Origin of the sequence: Zooshikella ganghwensis, assembly GCF_018263875.1 — a bacterium.
Lineage (GTDB): Bacteria > Pseudomonadota > Gammaproteobacteria > Pseudomonadales > Zooshikellaceae > Zooshikella > Zooshikella ganghwensis.
Genome location: NZ_JAEVHG010000032.1, coordinates 1 through 25,301, shown reverse-complemented (window position 1 = coordinate 25,301; position 25,301 = coordinate 1). Strand labels below are relative to the sequence as shown.

At 45.9% G+C, this 25,301-nt stretch carries 2 protein-coding genes; both read left to right on the top strand.

All coding sequences use genetic code 11. The features are described 5' to 3' along the window. Positions 1 to 14: 14 nt before the first annotated feature. Positions 15 to 22,598 carry a non-ribosomal peptide synthase/polyketide synthase gene (locus KHS79_RS24665; RefSeq protein WP_325167770.1) on the top strand — a complete coding sequence of 7,528 codons (22,584 nt, stop codon included), beginning with the start codon at positions 15 to 17 and terminating at the stop codon, positions 22,596 to 22,598. A gap of 11 nt (positions 22,599 to 22,609) precedes the next feature. Beyond that, the coding region (locus KHS79_RS24660) for a non-ribosomal peptide synthetase (protein WP_212722836.1) at positions 22,610 to 25,301 on the top strand (2,692 nt) is incomplete at its 3' end.

Here is a 25,301-nt window from a genome sequence, read left to right as displayed (position 1 = left end):
CACAGCAAGGCTATGTGGCAGCCAGCACGGCAGCAGAAACCGTTCTGTGTGAAATTTGGCAACAAGTGTTGGGTGTTAATCCGGTTGGTATACACGACAACTTTTTTGCGATTGGTGGTGATTCGATTTTAGCCATTCAGGTGGCCTCTCGGACTTTGCGAGCTGGGTATCAGTTGAGTACGCGTCAGGTGTTTGAGTATCAAACAATTGCTGAACTGGCTAAGCACGTTAAACAAGTTGAATCTGCGCAAAGACAGGATCAATACCAAGATCGATATATTGTAGGTCAGCAACCTTTATTACCTATTCAACGTGCTTTTTTATATGACGGTGATATCGATCAGCACTATTTTAATCAGGCATTGCGCATTCAATTACCAAAAGGTGTGACCGATGAGCTGTTGAAAAGTGCTTTAATTGCGGTATATCAGCGCCATGATGTTTTTCGCTTAAACTTTAAAAAAGCAGAAAATAATTGGTTAGGTCACTATGATGAAAGTAATGAAACGAATTATAAAGCTTGCTTAACCGTTCAGAAAAAAGGTGATGATTTTGACCAGTTAATAGATTTAGCACACCGTAGTTTTGATTTAGCCAAAACACCTTTAAGTCATGTTGTGCTGAGTCTTGAAAGTGAACATCGACGAGAAATGGTATGGATTATTCACCATTTAATTATTGATGGGGTTTCATGGCGCATCTTGTTGCAAGATTTATCGTTGGCACTCAACCAATTGCATCAGGGGCAGTCCATTCACTTAGGGGTAAAATCCAGCGCTTATCAATCTTGGGGGGCATGGTTACAACAGTATAGCCAATCTGACGTATTATTGGCTGAACGTGACTATTGGTTAGATATAGTAAAAAGTCCAGTTCCACGTTTAAAGGCTGATCAGCCTGTTAATGTTGAAGATAATATCCGGGAAAATAGCCGAACCGTAACGGTGACATTAAATACGGAAATTAGTCAGGCATTATTACAGCAAGCAAATCGTTGTTATCACACCCAAATAAATGATCTGTTATTAACAGCATTATTACTCACAATGACTGAATGGCAAAATAGTCAGGCCATTCGCATTGAGTTGGAAGGTCATGGCCGAGAAGCTATCAATGATGAGTTTGATTTAAATGAAACCGTTGGCTGGTTTACCACGACATTTCCAGTGGTTTTACAACGTGCTGATGGTGAAATTGATGCTCAGATTAAAACAGTTAAAGAATATTTGCGAGCAATACCCAATAAGGGATTGGGTTATGGCGTATTGCGATATCTCAGTCGAGATAATGATTTAATAAGTACGACAGAAGCATTGGATATCGTATTTAATTATTTAGGTCAGTTTGACGGTGATGAATCTGGTATTGAAGACCATAATGCTGCTAGCGTATTAACAGGGAGCTTTGAAAAAACAGGGAATTGGGTTAGCCAAAAGCGGCAACGTAGTCATCGGTTGTCTATTAGTGGCTTAGTAAGTAACGGTCAGCTGCAACTGGAGTGGGATTATAACCACCTCGAATACCATGCATCGACGATTCAGTTACTCGCAGACAATTATATCAACAATTTAACAGCTATCGTTGAGCATTGTCTGGATGCACCCAGTGCTTACACGCCAAGTGATTTTCCTCTTGCTCAAATAAACGCACAGCAGCTCAATCAGCTACGAACAGATTACCCTACAATTGCAGACTTATATCCATGTACACCCATGCAGCAAGGTATGCTGTTTCATAGTCAAATGCAGCCTGATTCCGGTGTGTATATTACACAGCTGATATTAAGTTTTGGAACCATTGACAGAGAGCATTTTCAGCGTAGCTGGCAGCAACTAGTGGAACGGCATGCCATGTTACGGACAGCGTTTGTTCATTTAGATCAGGGCAAGCCTTTACAACTGGTACAAAGTCAGGTCGAACTCCCTTGGCAAACCAGGGATTGGCGAACGCTATCTGCAGAAGCTTATCAAGAACAATGGCATAGTTTGCTTGCATCTGAGCGTGCAGATTTTAATCTCGGTCAGGCTCCTTTAATGCGACTAATGTTAGTGCAGGAGGCGGATGATCGACATCATTTGATTTGGACGCATCATCATGCTTTGTTAGATGGTTGGGGCGTACCTGTCTTATTTAAGGATTTAGAGGCTTTCTATTGTGCTAACGTACAAGGATCATCGATTACGCAATCACCTGTAGCACCTTATCGTCGATATATTCAGTGGTTACAGCAACAGAGTGAACAAGTAGCTAAAACGTACTGGCAGGATTATTTAAAAGGGTTTACTGAACCTACCTTATTATCTGATCCTCAAGCAATCAGTTATCAACGGCATGAGCCAAAGCAGAATATCGTTGAAGAGCATTTGCTGACGTTGGATTCTGCCATTACTGAGCAATTGCAACAGGTTGCCAGGCACGCAAAAGTGACACTTAATACGGTGTTTCAAGGGGCCTGGGGAATATTGTTGAATCGCTATTGCGGTAGTAATGATGTTGTCTTTGGTGTAACAAGGTCAGGCCGACCCGAAGAGGTTGTCGGTGTAGAAGAAATGGTAGGGCTGTTTATTAACAGTGTGCCGCTTCGTTTGTGTATTCCATCTGATCAGCAGTCAGTAGGTCAATGGTTGCAAACCATTCATCAATCACAAATAGCACTTGACCAATATGGATATGCTTCTCTGGTGGATATTCAGGGTTGGAGTGAGGTGGAAGCAGGTCAAAAGCTATTTAATTCATTAGTGGTATTTGAAAACTACCCCATTGAAGATCGATGGCGGGATGGTGATGTTGATAATGCAACACAGGCATTTACTTTTAATGGTATTAGTGCCATTGAACAAACCAACTTTCCAATTACGGTTGCGATTATTCCAGGTAAACAAATTCAAATTAAGGTGTTATTTAATTCAGTTGAATTGAGTAAAGCCTTTGTTGAACACCTGACTGTAAGTTTTAATATATTGCTTGAGTCGTTAACGAAAGATATTAATCAATGTGTTAATGATTTATCTTTGCTATCAACTGAAACCAAAAATAAATTGCTGTATCAATGGAATGATACGTTTCGACAATACCCCGCTGACACATCTATTGCTGAACTATTTGAAAAACAGGTTGCAGACAATAACAATAAAGTAGCGATTATTTTAGGTGAAGAACAATTAACCTATGCAGAGTTGAATGCTAAAGCCAATCAACTTGCTCATTATTTAATTGAACAAGGAACAACTACTGGCGATTTAGTAGGGATTTACCTCAATCGATCAATTGATTTAATTGTTTCGATGTTGGCAATTTTAAAAGCGGGTGCAGCCTATGTACCACTAGATCCTCAGTATCCTGCTGAGCGGTTGGCTTATATGCTGGCCGATACTGATTTAAATTTAATTATTAGTCATACAGAATTAGTTAATCAGTTACCACTTAATCAGCAAGTTGCTATTTGTCTAGATGATTTTGCATTACAAACTGAGTTAGCAAAATTAAGTTCAGATCTAATTATTTCACTGAGTAATAAGCCTAAAAAACTATTAGCTTATGTAATGTATACCTCTGGTTCTACAGGCCAGCCAAAAGGGGTTAACGCAACCCAAAAAGGGGTTATCAGGCTGGTTACTAATAACAGCAGCCTGCCATTATCCCCTGGTACTGTGATGTTGCAGTGTGCTTCAGTTACTTTTGATGCTGCTACATTTGAAGTTTGGGGGGCATTACTTAATGGTGGGCAGTTAGTATTATATAAAGAGCCTTTAATTGATCCGCTTACCTTAGCGAAAACGATTAATGAGTTTAACATTAATACATTATGGTTAACGGCTGGGTTATTTGATCAGTTTGTTGCAAACTGTTCACACTCGCTACCTAGTTTGCAGTATTTATTGACGGGGGGGGATGTCGTTAATCCCGTATCTGTTGCTGAGTTTTATAAAAGACATCCCCAGCTTACCATTATTAATGGTTATGGCCCAACAGAAAACGTCACCTTTACCTGCTGCTATAAAATTCCTAGGGACTGGCCAACACATCAACGAATTCCTATTGGTAAGCCAATATCGAATACCACAGTCTATGTGCTTGATGCACAGCTGAACCCTGTACCTGTAGGTGTCACAGGAGAGCTTTTTACGGGCGGGGATGGTGTTGCCAATGGCTATTTAAATCAGGATGAATTAACGGCCAGCCGATTTGTAACTAATCCATTTAGCAAAGATAAAAATGCCAAGTTATACCGTACAGGTGATTTAGTTCGGTGGTTACCTGATGGCAATATTGCATTTGAAGGAAGGGCTGATCAGCAAGTTAAATTAAGAGGTTTTCGTATTGAGCTGGGAGAGATTGAGTCCACGCTTAATCATTGTGCTGAAGTATCAGAGTCCTCGGTACTGATTCATAACGGTCGACAACACCAGGATAAACGTATTGTTGCTTATGTTGTTTTATCTCATGGAGTAGAAAGCAGTAAAACAGAAATAACAACCGATATACAAATTAAATTAAAAGAGCAGTTGCCCAGCTATATGGTGCCTAGCACAATAATGATTGTGCCTGAAATTCCGCTGACAGCGAATGGTAAGGTAGATCGTCGTGCATTGCCCGAGCCAGATATTATTTCTGAATATTATGTTGCACCTTCAACAGTAACTGAAGTGGCTTTAGCAGGTATATGGAAGGCTATTTTAGGTTCTGCACACGCGATAAGCCGAGAGGCGAGCTTTTTTGAGCTTGGTGGACATTCGTTGCTTGCTATGCAATTAGTGGCCGCTGTCCGTAAGCAGTTTGCTATTGAAATAGCGATTAATCAGATTTTTGAGTACGCGATTCTTTGCGATCAGGCGAAATTAATTGATCAATTCATTTCGCAGCAGAAAACATGTTTACCTGAAATTCAGGCAAATACCCGTCAGGATTTGTCTCAACTCTCTTATGCGCAACAACGGCTGTGGTTTATTGATCAAATGGAGGGTGGTAGTGCCCACTATAATATGCCGCTGGCTTTTCGACTTAAAGGTGACGTGAACCTTGAAGCATTAAATAAAGCACTAGCCACAGTTATTGCGCGGCATGAGGTGTTGAGAACGAGTTTTATTAATAAGTCAGGAGAAGTCTATCAGCACATCCAGGCAATGCCTGAAAACTGGCAGTTGCAATTGAAAGACTTGCAGGGTGTTGATAAGGACATGCAAGAAAAAATGCTTTCTGCGTTACAACAAGAAGAAGCGGATAAGCCTTTTAATTTATCAACGGACTTATTACTAAGAGGATTATTGATAAAACTTGATACTACAGACGTCGTATTACTACTCACCATGCATCATATCGCGTCTGATGGCTGGTCCCTGGGAATATTAATGGATGAGATCAGTCAGTTATATCATGGGATTAACAATAATAAAGCAGTCAATTTGCCTGAGTTATCTATTCAATACCGTGATTATGCATTATGGCAACGTAGTGCTCAGGTAAGTCAATTACTGGATACACAACTCAGTTTTTGGCAAAAGCAATTAGCGGGTTTACCTGCAGTACATAATTTACCATTAGATAAGCCACGTCCAGTTACACAACAGTATCGTGGTCAATGGCATTATTTGCAGTTAAATAGCCAGGTGACTGAGCAATTTAAGCAGTTATGCCAGCAGCAAGGTGTCACCTTGTTTATGGGATTACATGCAGCTTTCTCAGTGTTGCTTGCTCGTTATAGTGGCGATAATGATATTGTTGTTGGGACCCCGATTGCTAACCGAGAGCAACATCGTCTTGCTGAGTTAATTGGGTTTTTTGTTAATACCTTGGTATTACGCTTGGATTTAGACGATAACCCAAGTTATTTACAGTTGCTTGAGCAAGCCAAAACAACTGCGTTGCAGGCTTATGCTCATCAGCAGGTGCCTTTTGAACAGTTGGTGGAAGTGTTACAGCCTGCTCGGGATTTAAGCTATCACCCGCTTTTCCAAGTTATGCTAGTGTTGAATAGTCGTCAACAGACTATGCAGCTAGAAGACATCTGCTGTACACCTATGACACTGACTACCAGTCGAGCACAATTTGATCTGATGCTGACAGTGGAAGATCAGGAAGATAATTTAGCGCTGGCTTGGGAATACAATACGGATCTGTTTCATGCTGAGACGATTGAACAAATGTCCGTGCAGTTTAATCGCTTACTTGAAAGTATTATTCAGACCCCTGAGCAGCCCGTGTTGTCGCTTTCATTATTAACGGACGTTGCAGCCAGCCAAGTATTAACAGACTGGAATAATACTGCCGCTGGTTTCCCCGACAATAGCTGTATTCACCAGCTATTTGAAAAACAGGTTAAGCAGTCTCCTGAAGCCGTAGCCATTCAGTTTGAACAACAAACACTGACCTATCAAGCATTCAACGAGCGTGCTAATCAACTGGCAAATTACCTTGTACAGTTTGGTGTTAAGCCGGACCAGTTAGTGGGTATATGCCTTGAACGCTCCATCGATATGGTTGTTGCAATAATTGCGGTATTAAAAGCAGGTGGGGCCTATGTACCACTAGACCCGAGTTATCCTGCAGAGCGTTTGGCGTACATGCTTGAAGATAGCCAGGCAAGCGTGCTGATATCAGACTCACATTTGGTGAGTAAGCTGAATTTATCGGCAGATCAGTTCCTTTGTGTTGATGATGAATATGTTCAGCAACAGTTAGCCCAGCAGTCAGTTGTAAACCTTGATACCCAGCATATTGGTGTCACCGCAACACATTTGGCCTATGTGATTTATACCTCGGGTTCAACAGGTAAACCCAAAGGGGTTATGAACCAGCACCGGGGTCTGGTCAACCGGATTCACTGGATGCAGAAGCAGTTTGGTTTACAAAGCACTGATAATGTCCTGCAAAAAACCCCATTTGGCTTCGATGTATCCATTTGGGAATACTGCTGGCCACTGGTAACGGGTGCTTCAGTGGTCATGGCAAGACCTGAAGGGCATAAAGATGTGGACTACTTGCTGGATACTATTGAGCAAGCAGGCATCACGGTTATGCACTTTGTGCCTCCCATGTTAGCCACCTTCATCGCTGATGGGCGCTATCAGCACAGAATTCCTAGTTTACGACTGGTAGTGTGTAGTGGCGAGGCGCTGGCAGTAGATGTGCAAAACCGCTTTTTGGCGAACCATCATGCCGAGCTTTACAACTTATATGGACCTACTGAAGCGGCAATTGACGTCAGCTGCTGGCAATGCCAACCGAATTTTATGGGACGTTCTGTGCCCATAGGTAAACCCATTGATAATACCCAACTCTATGTGCTGGATAATCAGTTGAAACCAGTACCTGTTGGCGTTGTCGGTGAGCTTTTTATAGGGGGTGTTGGTTTAGCCAGAGGTTACTTTAATCGCGATGAACTCACCGCTGAACGATTTTTACCAGACCCCTTTGCCAAAGAAGACGCTGGTCAGGAATCAAAAATATACCGAACGGGTGATCTGGCTCGTTGGTTACCAGATGGCAATATCGAATATTTAGGTCGGATTGACCATCAAGTTAAATTGCGTGGTTTTCGAATTGAGTTGGGTGAAATAGAAACCCAACTCGGCAATATTTCTGGTGTGAGCAGTTGTGTTGTTATTGCCCGAGAAGATCAACCAGGAGATAAGCGACTGGTGGCTTATATAGTGCCTACAGCGCAGTCAAAAGTGCCCACAGCTCAAGAAAATAACCCAGCGAAAGAAGAAGCTGAATGGATTGCCTCACTACAACAAACCTTAGCTGAACAACTGCCAGATTATATGGTGCCAGTGGGATGGGCCGTACTGGATGCTTTACCACTCACTCCCAATGGCAAAGTAGATCGTAAAGCGCTACCTGCGCCTAAACTGCAAACCACATCTCACTATGTAGCACCAGAAACCAGCACTGAAACAGTGCTTGCATCCCTATGGCTAGAGTTGCTTAACACCGAAGAACCCGTGGGACGCAATGCTAACTTCTTTGCGCTGGGAGGGCACTCACTACTTGCTATTCGTTTAGTGGCAGAGTTAAGAAACCGGTTTAATAAAGATATTAATGTTCGCTCCATCTTTACCCATCCCACTTTAGCCTCATTCGCGCAGTTTATTGATAATGCGCTGGCTGATGAGAGCCAGGCTCCCCCTATTACGCAAGTGGATCGACAGGCGCAGTTGCCTTTGTCTTATGCGCAACAACGTCTGTGGTTCTTAGCTCAGCTGGAGGGAGAAAACAGCCTATACAATATGCCACTGGCGATTCAGCTGGTGGGTGTTTTGAATGTCACTGCGCTAAATCAAGCGCTCAATCAGCTTATCAGTCGTCATGAAAGCTTAAGAACGTGTTTTGCTGTTGAGGGTGGTGAAGCCTATCAAGCTATTCAGGCTGCCCCTGAAGTATTTTCCCTCACCCAGGTTGATCTTCAGCAGACAGGAGCAGCTCTTCAAGCTGAACAGCTAGCCCAGTTGCGACTATCGGAGGCAGAGAGACCGTTTGATTTACAGCAAGGACTTATGATCAGAGGGCAACTGGTTATCCTTGCCCCTGAAAAACATGTCCTGTTGTTGACGCTGCATCATATCGCTGGCGATGCCGTTTCATTGGATATCTTGATGCATGAGCTTGATAGCCTTTATCAGGCTTATTGCCAAGCAGAGACAGATTCATTACCTGCCTTACCCATTCAGTATGCCGATTATGCGGTTTGGCAGCGAAACTGGCTGCAAGGTGAGGTATTGCAGAAACAGCTGCAGTACTGGCAAACGCAGTTAATGGATATTCCTGATGTACACAGCTTGCCACTGGATATACCTCGTCCCAAAGAACAAAGCTATACCGGGGAGGTGTATCAGCAAGCGGTACCTACCAAGTTAACAGTAGCCTTTAGGGATTTTTGCCAAGCGCAGGGCGTGACCCTGTTTATGGGACTACAAGCAGCCTTTGCCTTGCTGCTCAGTCGTTACAGTGGGGAAACCGATATCGTGCTGGGTACCCCAGTGGCGAATCGGGAACAGCTGGAGATAGAAGCGCTTATCGGGTTCTTTGTGAATACTCTGGTGTTGCGCACCGACCTATCTGGTAATCCCTCATTCACTGAACTATTGGCGCGTTGCCGGGAAACAGCGCTGGATGCTTATGCACATCAGCAAGTACCGTTTGAGCAGTTGGTGGAGGTCCTGCAGCCGAATCGTCACTTAAGTCATCATCCGCTGTTCCAGATTATGTTGGCAGTGCAGACCCAAGATGTTACTCAGCAACAGCTGGGGGATTTAGTGATTGAAGCGCTGGCGGAAACCAGCCCCACCGCTAAGTTTGATTTGACCTTAAATGTGCTGGATAACCAGGCCGACGGACAACTGGCGTTCTACTGGGAGTACTGCACAGACTTGTTTGCGGCAGACACCATCACGCGAATGTCGCAACATCTGTTGAATTTACTGGAACGTATTATTCAACAGCCTGAGCAAGCCATTCAGCAGCTGTCGATGCTGACTTCCGCAGAACAGCAGGCCCTACTTGCTCAAGGCCAAGCGGTAGTACAAGGCCAAGCGCTTACTCAAGGGCGAGACGCTAGGCAATGCGCCATGACTCAATGTATTCATGAACAGGTTGAGCAGCAGGTTGCATTAACCCCAGAGGCGACCGCACTGATATTGGGTGCGGACAGCCTGAGTTATGCCGAGTTAAACGAGCAGGCTAATCAGCTTGCGCACTGGCTGGTCGAGCAGGGTGTTGGTCCCGATGTGCTGGTAGGTATGTGCTTAGAGCGCTCCATGGCTATGATCGTGACCATTTTAGCTGTGCATAAAGCCGGCGGAGGCTATGTGCCACTGGATGTCAGCTACCCGGTTGATCGCTTGAACTATATGGTGAGTGACAGTGGTTGTCAGCTGATTATCACGGAACAGGCCCAGCAAGCAAAACTGGCCTCAGTGGATGCTGACTCTAAGTATTGGGATGATCCAGCATTCCAGGCTACATTGGCCGCACAGCCAGTCACTAACTTGCCAGTGACAGTAACGGGTGTCACGCCTCAGCATTTGGCCTATGTCATTTACACCTCGGGTTCTACGGGTAAGCCCAAAGGGGTGATGATTGAGCATCAGGCATTAGTCAGTCATATCCAAAGTATTATCCAGGCCTATGGCATCACAGCGAAAGACCGGGTGTTGCAGTTCTCCAACATTGGCTTTGATGCGGCAGTAGAGCAGGTGTTTGAGGCCTTAACCACCGGAGCCAGCTTGTATATTCGTCCTGCTGAGTTGTGGACTTCGGCAGAGTTTGTCAGCTGGCTACAAGCTAACCCTATCACGATTACGGAATTCCCACCCATGTATGCCAAGGCCTTATTGGAGCCTGTGCTTGGGGATACCGCCTTTTGGCAAGCGACCTCACTGAGCCGGTTAGTGGTCAGTGGTGATGTGTTACCTCCCGACTTTGCGGAAGGCTGGCTGACAGGACCAGCCCAGCAACATTGTCAGTTAATCAATAACTATGGACCCACGGAAACCACCATTTCCTCCACCCTGTACTGGTTAGGCGCTGGAGGCACAGATCAAGCGGTGAGTGGTGGGGTCAGTGTGCCGATTGGTAGTGCTACCTTAGACACGGAAGTGTATGTCGTGGATAGCCAGCAACAGTTAGTACCTGTGGGCGTGCCCGGCGAGTTACTGATTGGTGGGATTGGCTTAGCACGAGGTTATCTGAATCGTCCTGAGCTGACCGCGGAGAAGTTTATTGCACATCCATTCAGTGCGGATGCTGGGGCACGGGTGTATCGCACCGGTGATTTAGTGCGCTGGCTCGCCAATGGTGAGTTGGAATTCTTTGGACGACTGGATACCCAGGTCAAGCTGAGAGGCTTCCGTATTGAGTTGGGTGAGATTGAAACCGCGTTACGTCAGCAGGACGCAGTGCATGATGCGGTGGTGCTGGTACGAGAAGATGAGCCTGGCGATAAACAGCTAGTAGCTTATGTGGTGCCAACGAATGCAGAGGCGGCTAGCACAGATCAAACCTTATTGATTGACTCCCTACGCCAGGTGCTTCAAGAGCAGCTGCCGGACTTTATGATTCCCGCCGCTTGGGTGGTGTTGGCCGCATTCCCAGTGAATGCCAACGGTAAGCTGGATCGCAAGGCATTACCGGTGCCTGAATATGCGGCAGGTGATGATTATGTGGTACCCACCACAGAAACCGAAGCACAGCTGGCGTTGATTTGGCAGGAGGTGCTGGAACTCAATAACCCCGTCAGTGCTCATGCAAACTTCTTTAAGCTGGGAGGGCACTCGTTATTAGCTGTTCGATTGGTCGCTAAGATAAGGGAGCATTTTGGTGCAGAGCTGTCCATTAAACAGGTCTTTATAAGTGCAACGTTAGCCAGTATGGCAAAAGAAATTGCCAATTTAGCAGGCGATCAGACACTTGCTATTAAGCCAGCAGACCGCTCAGCCTCGTTACCATTATCTTTTGCTCAACAGCGGCTTTGGTTCCTGCAACAACTGGAAGGCGGAGCCTCATATAACATGCCTGGGGTGTTTAAACTGACAGGTGATTTAGATAAGCAAGCACTATCACAGGCATTGTCAACCATTGTGGCGCGCCATGAAGTGCTAAGAACTTGTTATATTGAAAAAAATGGTCAGAGTTATCAGCTCATTCAAGCGGCTCCCAGTGTATTACCGCTAGCCACTGTAGACCTAAAAGCACTGACGGCTACTCAGCGTGAATCACAGTTAAATGCACTGATGAACGCTGAAGCGGAAACACCCTTTGATCTTAACCATGACCTGATGTTGCGTTGTCAGCTGGTTGAGTTAACCGACAGTGAGCATGTCCTGCTGCTGACCATGCACCATATTGCCTCCGATGGCTGGTCTACAGATTTACTGTTCAATGAGTTAACAACACTGTATCAGGCGTATTGCCAAGGTCTGTCGAACCCATTGCCTTCATTGGCTATTCAGTATGCCGATTATGCGGTTTGGCAGCGGAACTGGCTGCAAGGTGAGGTATTGCAGAAGCAGCTGCAGTACTGGCAAACGCAGTTAATGGATATTCCTGATGTACACAGCTTGCCATTGGATATGCCTCGGCCCAAAGAACAAAGCTATGCGGGGGAGGTGTATCAGCAAGCGGTACCTACCAAGTTAACAGTAGCCTTTAGGGATTTTTGCCAAGCGCAGGGCGTGACCCTGTTTATGGGACTACAAGCTGCCTTTGCCTTGCTGCTCAGTCGTTACAGTGGGGAAACCGATATCGTGCTGGGTACCCCAGTGGCGAATCGGGAACAGCTGGAGATAGAAGCGCTTATCGGGTTCTTTGTGAATACTCTGGTGTTGCGCACCGACCTATCTGGTAATCCCTCATTCACTGAACTATTGGCGCGTTGCCGAGAAACGGCACTGGATGCTTATGCACATCAGCAAGTACCGTTTGAACAGTTGGTGGAGGTCCTGCAGCCGAATCGTCACTTAAGTCATCATCCGCTGTTCCAGGTTATGCTGGCAGTGCAGACCCAAGATGTTACTCAGCAACAGCTGGGGGATTTAGTGATTGAAGCGCTGGCAGAAACCAGCCCCACCGCTAAGTTTGATCTGACCTTAAATGTGCTGGATAGCCAGGCTGATGGGCAACTGGCGTTCTACTGGGAGTACTGCACAGACTTGTTTGCGGCAGACACCATCACGCGAATGTCGCAACATCTGTTGAATTTACTGGAACGTATTATTCAACAGCCTGAGCAAGCCATTCAGCAGCTGTCGATGCTGACTTCCGCAGAACAGCAGGCCCTACTTGCTCAAGGCCAAGCGGTAGTACAAGGCCAAGCGCTTACTCAAGGGCGAGACGCTAGGCAATGCGCCATGACTCAATGTATTCATGAACAGGTTGAGCAGCAGGTTGCATTAACCCCAGAGGCGACCGCACTGATATTGGGTGCGGACAGCCTGAGTTATGCCGAGTTAAACGAGCAGGCTAATCAGCTTGCGCACTGGCTGGTCGAGCAGGGTGTTGGTCCCGATGTGCTGGTAGGTATGTGCTTAGAGCGCTCCATGGCTATGATCGTGACCATTTTAGCTGTGCATAAAGCCGGCGGAGGCTATGTGCCACTGGATGTCAGCTACCCGGTTGATCGCTTGAACTATATGGTGAGTGACAGTGGTTGTCAGCTGATTATCACGGAACAGGCCCAGCAAGCAAAACTGGCCTCAGTGGATGCTGACTCTAAGTATTGGGATGATCCAGCATTCCAGGCTACATTGGCCGCACAGCCAGTCACTAACTTGCCAGTGACAGTAACGGGTGTCACGCCTCAGCATTTGGCCTATGTCATTTACACCTCGGGTTCTACGGGTAAGCCCAAAGGGGTGATGATTGAGCATCAGGCATTAGTCAGTCATATCCAAAGTATTATCCAGGCCTATGGCATCACAGCGAAAGACCGGGTGTTGCAGTTCTCCAACATTGGCTTTGATGCGGCAGTAGAGCAGGTGTTTGAGGCCTTAACCACCGGAGCCAGCTTGTATATTCGTCCTGCTGAGTTGTGGACTTCGGCAGAGTTTGTCAGCTGGCTACAAGCTAACCCTATCACGATTACGGAATTCCCACCCATGTATGCCAAGGCCTTATTGGAGCCTGTGCTTGGGGATACCGCCTTTTGGCAAGCGACCTCACTGAGCCGGTTAGTGGTCAGTGGTGATGTGTTACCTCCCGACTTTGCGGAAGGCTGGCTGACAGGACCAGCCCAGCAACATTGTCAGTTAATCAATAACTATGGACCCACGGAAACCACCATTTCCTCCACCCTGTACTGGTTAGGCGCTGGAGGCACAGATCAAGCGGTGAGTGGTGGGGTCAGTGTGCCGATTGGTAGTGCTACCTTAGACACGGAAGTGTATGTCGTGGATAGCCAGCAACAGTTAGTACCTGTGGGCGTGCCCGGCGAGTTACTGATTGGTGGGATTGGCTTAGCACGAGGTTATCTGAATCGTCCTGAGCTGACCGCGGAGAAGTTTATTGCACATCCATTCAGTGCGGATGCTGGGGCACGGGTGTATCGCACCGGTGATTTAGTGCGCTGGCTCGCCAATGGTGAGTTGGAATTCTTTGGACGACTGGATACCCAGGTCAAGCTGAGAGGCTTCCGTATTGAGTTGGGTGAGATTGAAACCGCGTTACGTCAGCAGGACGCAGTGCATGATGCGGTGGTGCTGGTACGAGAAGATGAGCCTGGCGATAAACAGCTAGTAGCTTATGTGGTGCCAACGAATGCAGAGGCGGCTAGCACAGATCAAACCTTATTGATTGACTCCCTACGCCAGGTGCTTCAAGAGCAGCTGCCGGACTTTATGATTCCCGCCGCTTGGGTGGTGTTGGCCGCATTCCCAGTGAATGCCAACGGTAAGCTGGATCGCAAGGCATTACCGGTGCCTGAATATGCGGCAGGTGATGATTATGTGGTACCCACCACAGAAACCGAAGCACAGCTGGCGTTGATTTGGCAGGAGGTGCTGGAACTCAACAACCCCGTCAGTGCTCATGCAAACTTCTTTAAGCTAGGTGGACACTCATTGTTGGCCATCCAAGTCTTAGCCAGAATTAAGGACATGTTCGGTAAAGCGCTTTCTGTGAAATGCTTATTTACTGTACCTGTGTTATGTGACTTGGCAAAACACATTGATGCTGAAGCTACCCAGTCCAATATTGAACAGTCCAGTGCAGATATGGCGCTGACTAAGATTGAACCTCAGCTGCGGCCACAGCATATTCCATTATCTTATGCCCAGCAGCGTTTGTGGTTTATTCATCAAATGGAAGGAGGCAGCCAGCAATATCACATGCCAGCGTCTCTGAAGCTGATAGGTTTAACACGCTTAAATAGCTTAAACGCTGCATTGACGTTGTTGGTTGAACGTCATGAAGTACTGAGGACTACCTACCATAATGATGCCAAAGGCATTGCCTATCAAAAAGTAAACTCAGCACCTGAGGTATTCCCTCTGGCTGAAGTTGATTTGTCAGGGCTTTCTGCTGTTGAGCAGACACAAAAAGTCACTGATTACCAGCAGGCATTTATCGACAAGGGTTTTGATTTAAGTGAAGACCTAATGCTGCGAGTAGCCTGTTTAAAACTCAGTGAACAGGAATCAGTGTTACTGCTTGTCATGCACCATATTGCTTCCGATGGCTGGTCTGCCGATGTGCTTATTACAGAGCTGAGTCAGTGTTACAACGCACTTTGCTCAGGCGATAAGCCGCAGTTAGCACCACTCCCCTTGCAGTATGCGGATTATGCTATTTGGCAACGGGAGTGGCTGCAGGGTGACCATCTTGATGCGCATATGGCCTATTGGCGTCAACAACTGTCAGGGGCGCCAGATATTCATAGTATCCCTCTTGATAAGCCAAGACCTGCGGTGCAGGTGTATACCGGTGATGTAGTTGAGACTCAACTGGGAAGTCAACTGACAAAACGCTTTATAGGCTTGTGTCAGCAGCAGGGTGCCACGTTGTTTATGGGGCTGAATACGGCACTTTCACTGTTACTCAGTCGCTACAGTGGTGATCAGGACATCCTGATAGGCACGCCAGTGGCTAACCGTGATCAACTGGAGCTTTCAGCGCTGGTTGGTTTCTTTGTGAACAACCTGGTGATTCGTACACAAGTAGTACCGAATAACACCTTTGTTGAGCTGTTGGCTCAAACTCGCGCTACTGCGCTAGAAGCGTATGAGCATCAGCAGGTGTCATTTGAGCACTTAGTGGAAGCGATTCAACCGAGCCGACACCTGAGTCATCATCCTTTATTCCAGGTCATGCTGGCGGTACAAAATACCCCAGCAGGTAAGCTGGAACTGAATGATGTTGCCTGGCAAAGCATGCCAGCCAATACCACGGTGACTGCATTTGATTTGACATTGAATGTCGAAGAAACCAGCCAAGGACTGGCTTTAAGCTGGGAGTACAACACCAGACTGTTTGAAAAGGCAACAATTGCCAGAATGGCTGAGCACTTTGCTGTGTTGCTAGAGAGCATTGTCGATGCACCCTTTGTACCTGGGTATCAGTTGCAGTGCTTAGGCATTGAGGCTCAGCAACAGTTGTTAACACAGGGTCATACACCGCTTACTGAAGCGCATGTTGATGTTCAAGCATTGTGTATTCAGCAGTTGTTTGAACAGCAGGCTGATGCTCAGCCAGATGCAGTAGCACTGGTGTTTGAGCAGCAAACTGTTAGCTATGCCGAGTTAAATAGTCGAGCTAACCAGCTCGCTCACTTTTTGATCGCTCAAGGTGTGAAGCCAGATAGTTTAGTGGGTGTTTGTTGTGATCGGTCAGTTGATCTAATCATCGCACTGCTGGGTATTTTGAAGGCTGGAGGTGCTTATGTACCCCTTGATCCTACTTATCCGGTAGAGCGACTCTCATACATGATCAGTAACAGTGAACTATCGCTGGTGATTACTCAGCAGCATCTTGTTCAGCAGTTACCCAGTGAGCAAGTGTTACTTGAGTTGCTGATTCTTGATCAGGTCGATATGGCTGAGCAGTTGAGGCGCTACTCGGAAGACAATATTGCACCGGCGACAATTGGCCTTAAGCCTGATCACCTGGCTTACGTTATTTATACTTCAGGCTCAACAGGTAAGCCCAAAGGAGTGATGTTACAACATGATGGCTTAGTGAATTTGGCCATAGGTCAGCAGCAACGGTTTGAAGTGGATAATCAAAGTCGAATGTTACAGTTTGCTTCATTCAGCTTTGATGCGGCTACAGCAGAATGGAGTGTTGCACTCACTGCTGGGGCGACATTGTGCTTAGTTTCCCAGGAAGTTGTGCAATCTGCAGAATTATTAACTCAGGCTGTTAACCAGCAAAATATTAGTCATATCACTTTACCTCCAGCACTTCTCGCCGTGTTGAATAGGGATGAGTGGCATGCGGTTTCTCACTTGGTGATTGCTGGAGATCACTGTCCACTTCCGTTAGCGCAAGCATGGTCATTTGGGCGTCGGTTGATTAATGCCTATGGACCCTCAGAAGTGACGGTTTGTGCATCCTGTGGCGATGTCTCTGCAGACAGTACTCAGTTAACGATAGGTACTGCATTACCGGGTAAGTCATTGTATGTTCTTGATTCAGACCTGCAGCTGGTTCCTCCTGGTGTGATTGGTGAGTTATATGTCAGTGGTGCTGGGGTGGCACGAGGTTATTTAAACCGGCCTGATTTGACTGTAGAACGCTTTATTCAAAGTCCTTTCGACTCAACGATTACACTTTATCGGACCGGGGACTTAGTACGCTGGCTACCTGATGGTGGGCTGGAATTCCAGGGGCGTGTTGATCATCAAGTGAAGTTGCGGGGCTTCCGGATTGAGCTGGAAGAGGTGACTGCAGCATTACTGAAGCAATCAGGTGTCAGTGAAGCCTACGTCATGGTGAGAGAAGACCAGGCAGGTGATAAGCGCCTGGTGGCTTACTGGGTGAGTGCTGGCGATGCGATGGATGAACGTCGGGCTGACGATGAGGCGATGGCTATTTTACGTCAGTCACTAAAACAGCTGTTACCAGGGTATATGGTTCCCTCGGCATTTGTTCAACTGGATAGTTTACCGCTGAACCCAAATGGCAAAGTAGATCGCAAACAACTGCCTGAACCTAATTATGACTGTATGAGCAATAACTACCAGGCGCCACAAACAGCTGCAGAGGTAGCGCTTTGTGAGGTTTGGCAAAAGGTTTTAGGTATCAGCCAGGTTGGCGTGAATGATAACTTCTTTGCCTTAGGCGGTGATTCTATTCTGGCCATACAAGTGGCGTCACAAGCTAAGCAGGCAGGTTATCAGCTGGCAACACGGCAGTTATTTGAACATCAGACAGTTGCTGAGCTGGCACTGTATGTTGAAGCCGTTACCAGTACGATTTCACAGTTGCCAGTTAAAGGCGAGCAACCTCTGCTACCCATTCAGCAGCGCTTTTTAACTGGGGATCAAACGGATTTACATCACTTCAATCAGGCCCAGTGGCTGACAATCCCCTATGCAGTTAATGAATCTGCACTTCGTCAGTTATTGGCTGCGCTCTACCAACGTCATGACGTGATGCGTCTTGCTTTTGTCCAGCAGGAAGGACAGTGGCAAGGGCATTATCTGGATGATCACCAAGACCGTATAGCCGCATCGCTATGGATAGAGGACTGTCGTCATTTGCATGGGAATGCCCTAGCTGACCATATCGCTTCCCTAGCAGAAAAGGCACAAGCGAGCTTAAGCCTAGGCAACGAAGGCACACTGTGTCGCTGGATTTGGTGTCAACTGCCAGAAGGGCAATCAGATCAATTACTTTGGGTTATGCATCACCTGATTGTAGATGGTGTCTCATGGCGGGTGTTAATCCAGGATTGGGAGCAGGGCCTTGCTCAGTTGCACCAGCAGCAAGTCGTCTCGCTTTCGGCGAAAACGCACAGTTACCAACAGTGGGGGCAATTGTTGCATGAGAACTGTACTGCCAACTTACTGGCGAGTGAACGTGACTGTTGGCTGAGCATTCTGCAAGCCCCTGTAATGTCGTTATTACCAAGTGGGCAGCCTGCTGTTGCCTCTCAGCCAGTTGCTCAAACTGTGCGTATAAAACTTGATAAAACCCTCACTAAACAGCTATTAGGAAAGGCTAACCAGTGTTATCACACTCAAATAAATGATTTGCTGCTGACTGCATTACTAGAAGCATTCGCTGCAGATCAAGCGACGCCGGCAATTCGAATTGATCTAGAGGGACATGGTCGTGAGCCTGACCTTGTAGGCCTTACTAATGAGTTAGATATCAGCCAGACAGTAGGCTGGTTTACCAGTCTTTATCCTGTGCTGCTTACCAAGCCGAACGAGGCAGACCTGGGTGCTCAGAACTGGGCTGATACCATCAAAGCGGTGAAAGAGCAGCTTAGGGCTGTGCCTAATAAAGGACTGGGTTTTGGCTTATTGCGTTATATCGCGCAAGATCCAGACATTGTTCTGAGTCATGCAATATCTGACGTTGTATTTAATTATCTAGGTCAGTTCTCAACAGGGTCTGATCAACTCACGATAGATGTAGCTGAGTCAGATGATATAACTGCTTTCAGCTACCTGGGCAAAGAAGAGAGTGCAGCCAGAAGTAAACAGCATCTTTTGGAAATCACAGGAATTGCGGTTAATGGTGAGCTTGAATTCAATTTTGAGTTTGACTCTCAGGTACTCCCTGTCGCAAACATTGAGCGTTTGGCGAATGCCTATCAAGTATGCTTAACCCAACTGGTTGATCACTGCCTTAACAGTGAGGGCGGACATACACCATCTGATTTTACTCTGTTAAGCCTTACAAGAGAGCAAGTTCAGTTCTTCGACAGAAACTATCCTCAGCTTGTTGATCTTTATCCAACTACACCAATGCAACAGGGGTTACTCCTGCATAGTGCACTGGATGCAAGTTCGGGAGTGTATCTGTGTCAGCAACAGATGGTTTTTGAACCTCTTAATGCAGAGTGTTTTAAATCAGCGTGGTCTCAGCTAGTTGAACGTCATGCCATCCTTCGCACGGGTTTTGCTGAGATGGAAAGTGGTGAGCTAATACAAGTGGTTTTTGAGCAAGTTGAAATGCCATGGCAAGAGTTTGATTGGCGCCATTTATCCAAAGAGCAGTATGCACGACAGTTGGAGGAATTGGCCATAAAGGAAAGAACTACGCCTTTTGTCTTTGACTGCCCACCTTTAATGCGTTTTGCCTTGGTACAAGAAACAGAGCAACGTTACCGATTTTTATGGACCAACCATCATGCACTCTTAGATGGTTGGTGTTTACCGAGGTTATTTGGCGAGTTGATGACCTGTTACCAGGTCCTTTGCAGTGGCAGTAAAGCAAATTTACCGAGTATAGCGCCTTATCGAAATTATATTCGCTGGCTTAAACAGCAAGACTATAAGGCAGCTGAAAACTATTGGAAGGGTTACTTAAAAGGCTTTTCTTCCACTTCAATACTGAACTTTGGGGAGTCATCAGAAGTTTTTGTGGAAGGTGCTCAATTTGAGAAAAGCTTTAGTTTGTCAAAGGATCAGACCAGCAAACTCAAGAAGCTTGCAAAATATCAACAAGTTACTCTTAACACGGTTATTCAATCAGCCTGGGCTATCCTGCTTAGTCGTTATTGCGGTGCAAACGATATTGTTTTTGGCTCAACTCGTTCAGGCCGACCTGATAGTTTGGTAAATGCAGATGAGATGATGGGGTTGTTTATCAACAGTTTACCTGTGCGATTACAGCTCAATGACGACATGACCTTAACTGAGTGTTTAGAGCAGCTTCAACAAGGGCAGGCAGCCCATGATAAATATGGATATATGTCATTAGTTGATATTCAGAAATGGTGCGATGTTAGCAGTGGGCAGGCATTGTTTGAATCTATAATGGTTTTTGAAAACTACCCTATAGACGCCTCTTTAAGTGATAGCTCAGATTTGTCTGAGCCTATGTTAGTAGAGGAAGTAACAAGCGTTGAGCAAACCAATTATCCACTGAGTTTGTTAGTTATTCCAGAAGAGCAAATTACTTTTCAAGTGTCGTATCAACCAACAAGGTTTACTGAGCAAATTATTTCAAACTTAGTTATGCACTTAAATAATTTGCTTGTAGCGATGACCTCAGTAGATAGTGACTGCTTAATCTCTCAACTTGAAATACTGACTGATGCAGAGATACATCAGCAGTTGTATAGATTTAATCAAACGGATGTCTCTTTTCCTCACGAAGTCTGTATACACCAACTATTTGAAGCGCAAGCAATTAAGTCTCCTGATGCAACGGCTATAGTATTTGAAGGGCAGAGACTGTCTTATAAAGAACTTAACTTGAAGGCTAATCAGCTTGCGAACTTTTTAGTGAAAAGGGGAGTGAAACCTAATGCTTTAGTAGGTTTGTGTGTTGAGCGCTCGATAGAAATGATTATTGGTGTATTAGGTATTTTAAAAGCTGGAGGTGCGTACTTGCCGTTGAGTGCTGACTATCCCGAAGACAGACTTAAATTTATGTTAGAAGACAGTCAGCCTTTATTGCTACTAACCCAGTATTCACTGCAAAAAGAACGTCCTTATTTTAAGGGATTTTCTTTCTGTTTGGACTCTGAGTGGGAAAGTATTAATCATTTTTCAGGTGAAAATTTATCAGTACCAGTTAAGCCTGTTGACTTGGCTTATATTATTTATACTTCTGGTTCGACAGGTAAACCTAAAGGCGTAATGCTCGAACATAAAGGACTGGTGAATTTAGCGTTTACTCAACGTAAGGCTTTTTCTGTAACAGAAAATAGCCGCATTTTGCAGTTTGCTACGTTTAGTTTTGACGCAGCCACTTGGGAATGGTGTATGGCATTAACTTCTGGGGCTGCTTTGTATTTATTAACTAAAGATACGATTCAATCAGGAGAAAAGTTATCTAAAGATGTAGAAGCACTTAAAATTACGCATGCTACTCTACCTCCAGCGATTCTTTCTGCTCTGGATATTGAACGCTGGAAAGGCGTAGCTCACTTAATTGTTGCGGGTGAAAGCTGCTCTTTATCACTAGCTCAAAAGTGGGCAAAAGGGCGTCAATTTTATAATGCTTACGGCCCAACTGAAACAACAGTCTGTGCAACAATTTTCTCTTTTTCTGCAGATGAAAATCAGTTGCCTATTGGCTATCCCATTTCAAATACTCAAGCTTATGTTTTAAATTCTGATCAAAATTTATTACCTGTGGGTATTGTGGGTGAGCTTTATATTGGCGGAATTAATGTAGCGAGAGGTTATTTAAATAGACCTGAGTTAACGGCTGAAAAATTTGTTTGTAACCCATTTAGCTGCGGTCAGAATGAATTTCTGTATCGAACTGGTGACTTGGTTCGCTGGCTACCCGATGGAACTCTGGAGTTTATCGGTAGAGCTGATAATCAAGTAAAAATACGAGGCTTTCGTATTGAGCTTGGAGAAATCGAAAATACACTTCTTGAATATGCTGATGTTGAAAATGCATTGGTTATCGATAAAGACAGGTTGGCAGATCAAACTGGAGGTAAACAGTTAGTTGCTTATATTGAAACTAAGTCTCCTCAGAAAGAAATAAATAAAGAAATTAAAGTCTATTTAAATAAGCAATTACCCGGACATATGGTTCCGGATGTAATAATGACAGTCAGTGAATTTCCGTTAACACCTAATGGAAAAATAGATCGTAAAGCATTGCCTGATCCTGTTTATATACATCAAGAGGAGTATGTTTCGCCCGTCAATGAAACAGAGCAAGCAATAGTCGGATTGTGGCAACAGTTGCTGGTTATTGATGAGCCTATAAGTACCACAACTAACTTCTTTGATATTGGTGGTAACTCGCTGATGGTAATGCGGTTAAATGCGATGGTGAAAGCCAGATTTGGAGTCAATTTGGCGATAGGCGCCGTGTTTGAACAACCAACGATTGGCCAATTAAGTCGTCTCTTGGATCAACAGCTTAACGCTGAAGATGATGAACTGCTGAGTGATATTTTGGACCAGATTGATGACTTAGCCATTGATGAACTTGCTCAACTCCTTGAAACCAGCGAAGAATAAGGTATACACGGATGGATAATAGAAGTAACAGTGTATCTGCTGACGCTCAATTAAAGCGAAAACTGGAAAGTCTATCGCCAGAAAAACGAGCATTAGTTGAGCAGTTACTTGCTAAGAAAAAGCAAGAAAAGCTGCAAACAGCACGAATAGTTCCCCTTAAGGATCGGTCTGGTAAGCATTTACTGTCGTATGCTCAACAGCGTTTGTGGTCGATTGATCAGCTACTAGGAAAAAACAGTCACTACAACATTCCTGTTGCCTTACAACTAAGTGGCTGCTTAAACCAAGCGGCACTTGCAAAAGCGTTAGCGACAATTATTGAGCGCCACCAAAGTCTTCGTACTGCTTTTAGTGTTGAGGATGGACACGGTGTTCAACAAGTGGTGCCTATTGCAGGTAAGTTTAGCCTGGATGTTGATGATTTAACGCCATTGGGTCAGCTGCAAGTATTTCAAGCCGTAGAGCCTTTAATGGATAACGCGGCAAATTATGCGTTTGATTTAACTGAAGGGGTATTGCTGAAAGCTAACCTATGGTTACTGGATAGTGAGACTGCCATTCTATTGATTGTGATTCATCACATTGCTGCTGATGGTTGGTCTATGAGCGTGCTTTTTAATGAGTTGAGTGTGCTCTATGAGGCATATGCAAAAGGTGAAGAAAATCCATTGCCTCCCTTGACTATTCAGTATGTTGATTATGCCGTGTGGCAACGAACGTTTTTGGCTGGATCAGGATTAAAGAAGCAGTTGGACTACTGGCAGCAACAGCTTAAAGGCTTACCCCGTCTGCATAATTTACCACTGGATAAACCACGGCCTGCTCAGCAAAGTTTTCAAGGGGCTGTCCTGAAGTCTGAGTTGCCAGGCTATGCTTCCGAACAGCTAAAGCGACTTTGTCGACAGCACAATGTCACACTCTTTATGGGTATGTATGCTGCACTCTCAATGTTGCTCAGTCGTTATAGTGGCGAAGTGGACATTGTGGTGGGCACAACCTCGGCAAATCGGGATCAAAATGAAGTGTCCGGGCTGATTGGCTTTTTCATTAACAACTTGGTATTGCGTGCGGACTTATCTGCCAACCCTACCTTTACTGAGCTATTAACCCAGTGTAAGTCTGTGGCGCTAGGCGCATTTGCTCATCAGCAAGTGCCGTTTGAGCAATTAGTGGATGAGCTCAAACTACCCAGAGACTTAAGCTACCACCCGTTATTTCAAGTCATGCTAGCTGTGCAAAATAATCAGGAGGTTGAGATTAATATGGCGGAGCTTAGGATCTCTGAAGCTCCGGTTAAGGCTAGTACTGCCAAGTTTGATTTAACCCTGAATGTTGATGAGCAACCCAATGGTTTAACTCTGGACTGGGAATACAACACAGATCTGTTTGACGCGGCCACCATTACTCGTTTAGCGACTCACTTTAATCAGTTACTGCTGGCGGCGCTTGAATCGCCAACACGACCTATTACCCAGTTACCTCTGCTGACAGCACACGAACAATACCAGATGTTCCAGGACTGGAATCCCCAACCGATTGACTTGCCTTTTAAAACCGTGGCTCAGAAGTTTGCCTTGCAGGCACAGGCGACACCGGCAGCCACAGCCGTGGCGTGGCATGATGACGTGCTGAGTTACCAGCAATTGGATACGCAGGCGAATCAGCTTGCGCACTATTTAATTAGCCAGGGGGTACCGCCCTGTAGCTTAGTGGGTGTTTGCCTACCGCGTTCATTCAATATGGTCATAGCGACCTTAGCGATTTTAAAAGCGGATTGTGCGTATGTACCATTAGACCCCCAGTACCCAGAAGACCGATTACGCTATTTGCTGAGTGATAGCCAGGTACGTTGGGTGCTGACGGAGCGTGGCCTGGAACAACAACTGCCACTGACGGATCAGCAGGCCGTGCGGTTAGACAGCCCAGAGCTACAAAGCACCTTGGTGACCTGCCCGACAACCGCCCCTGTGGTGTCAGTGGATGAGCACAGTGCTGCCTATGTGATTTATACCTCAGGTTCAACAGGACAGCCGAAAGGGACGGTAGTACCGCATCGTGGTATTTTGCGGTTGGTGTTGAATAATCCTGCGGTTCCTGTGGATCAGCAGACTGTGATGTTGCAAGCGGCGTCGGTGACTTTTGATGCCGCAACCCTGGAGCTATGGGGCCCCCTCCTTAATGGTGGACAGGTGGTACTGTATCCGGAAGAGATTGTGGCCCCGGCCCAGTTAGCCACCTGCATTCACCAACATCAGGTCAATACGATCTGGTTGACTTCGGGTCTATTTGATCAGTGGGTGGCTGCTGAATTGCCCGCCATGCCCAGTCTGCGCTATGTATTGACTGGCGGGGACGTGGTTTCGCCACAATCCGTGGCCCGCTGTTATCAGCAGTATCCTCAGGTCACTGTTATTAATGGCTATGGTCCCACGGAAAATACGACCTTTACCTGCTGTTTCCCGATCCCTAAAGACTGGCCGGTGACGCAGCCATTACCCATTGGTAAACCGATTGGTAATACCCAGGTGTATGTGTTGGATACGCACCAGCAACCTGTACCTGTTGGGGTGGTGGGTGAGTTATATGCGGGTGGAGAGGGGGTCGCGTTAGGCTACTTAAATAATCCAGCGCTCACGGCAGAAAAGTTTGTTGAGCACCCCTTGCGTGTTAAGGGGCAGGGTAGTGATAAACCTCAGGCGCGAC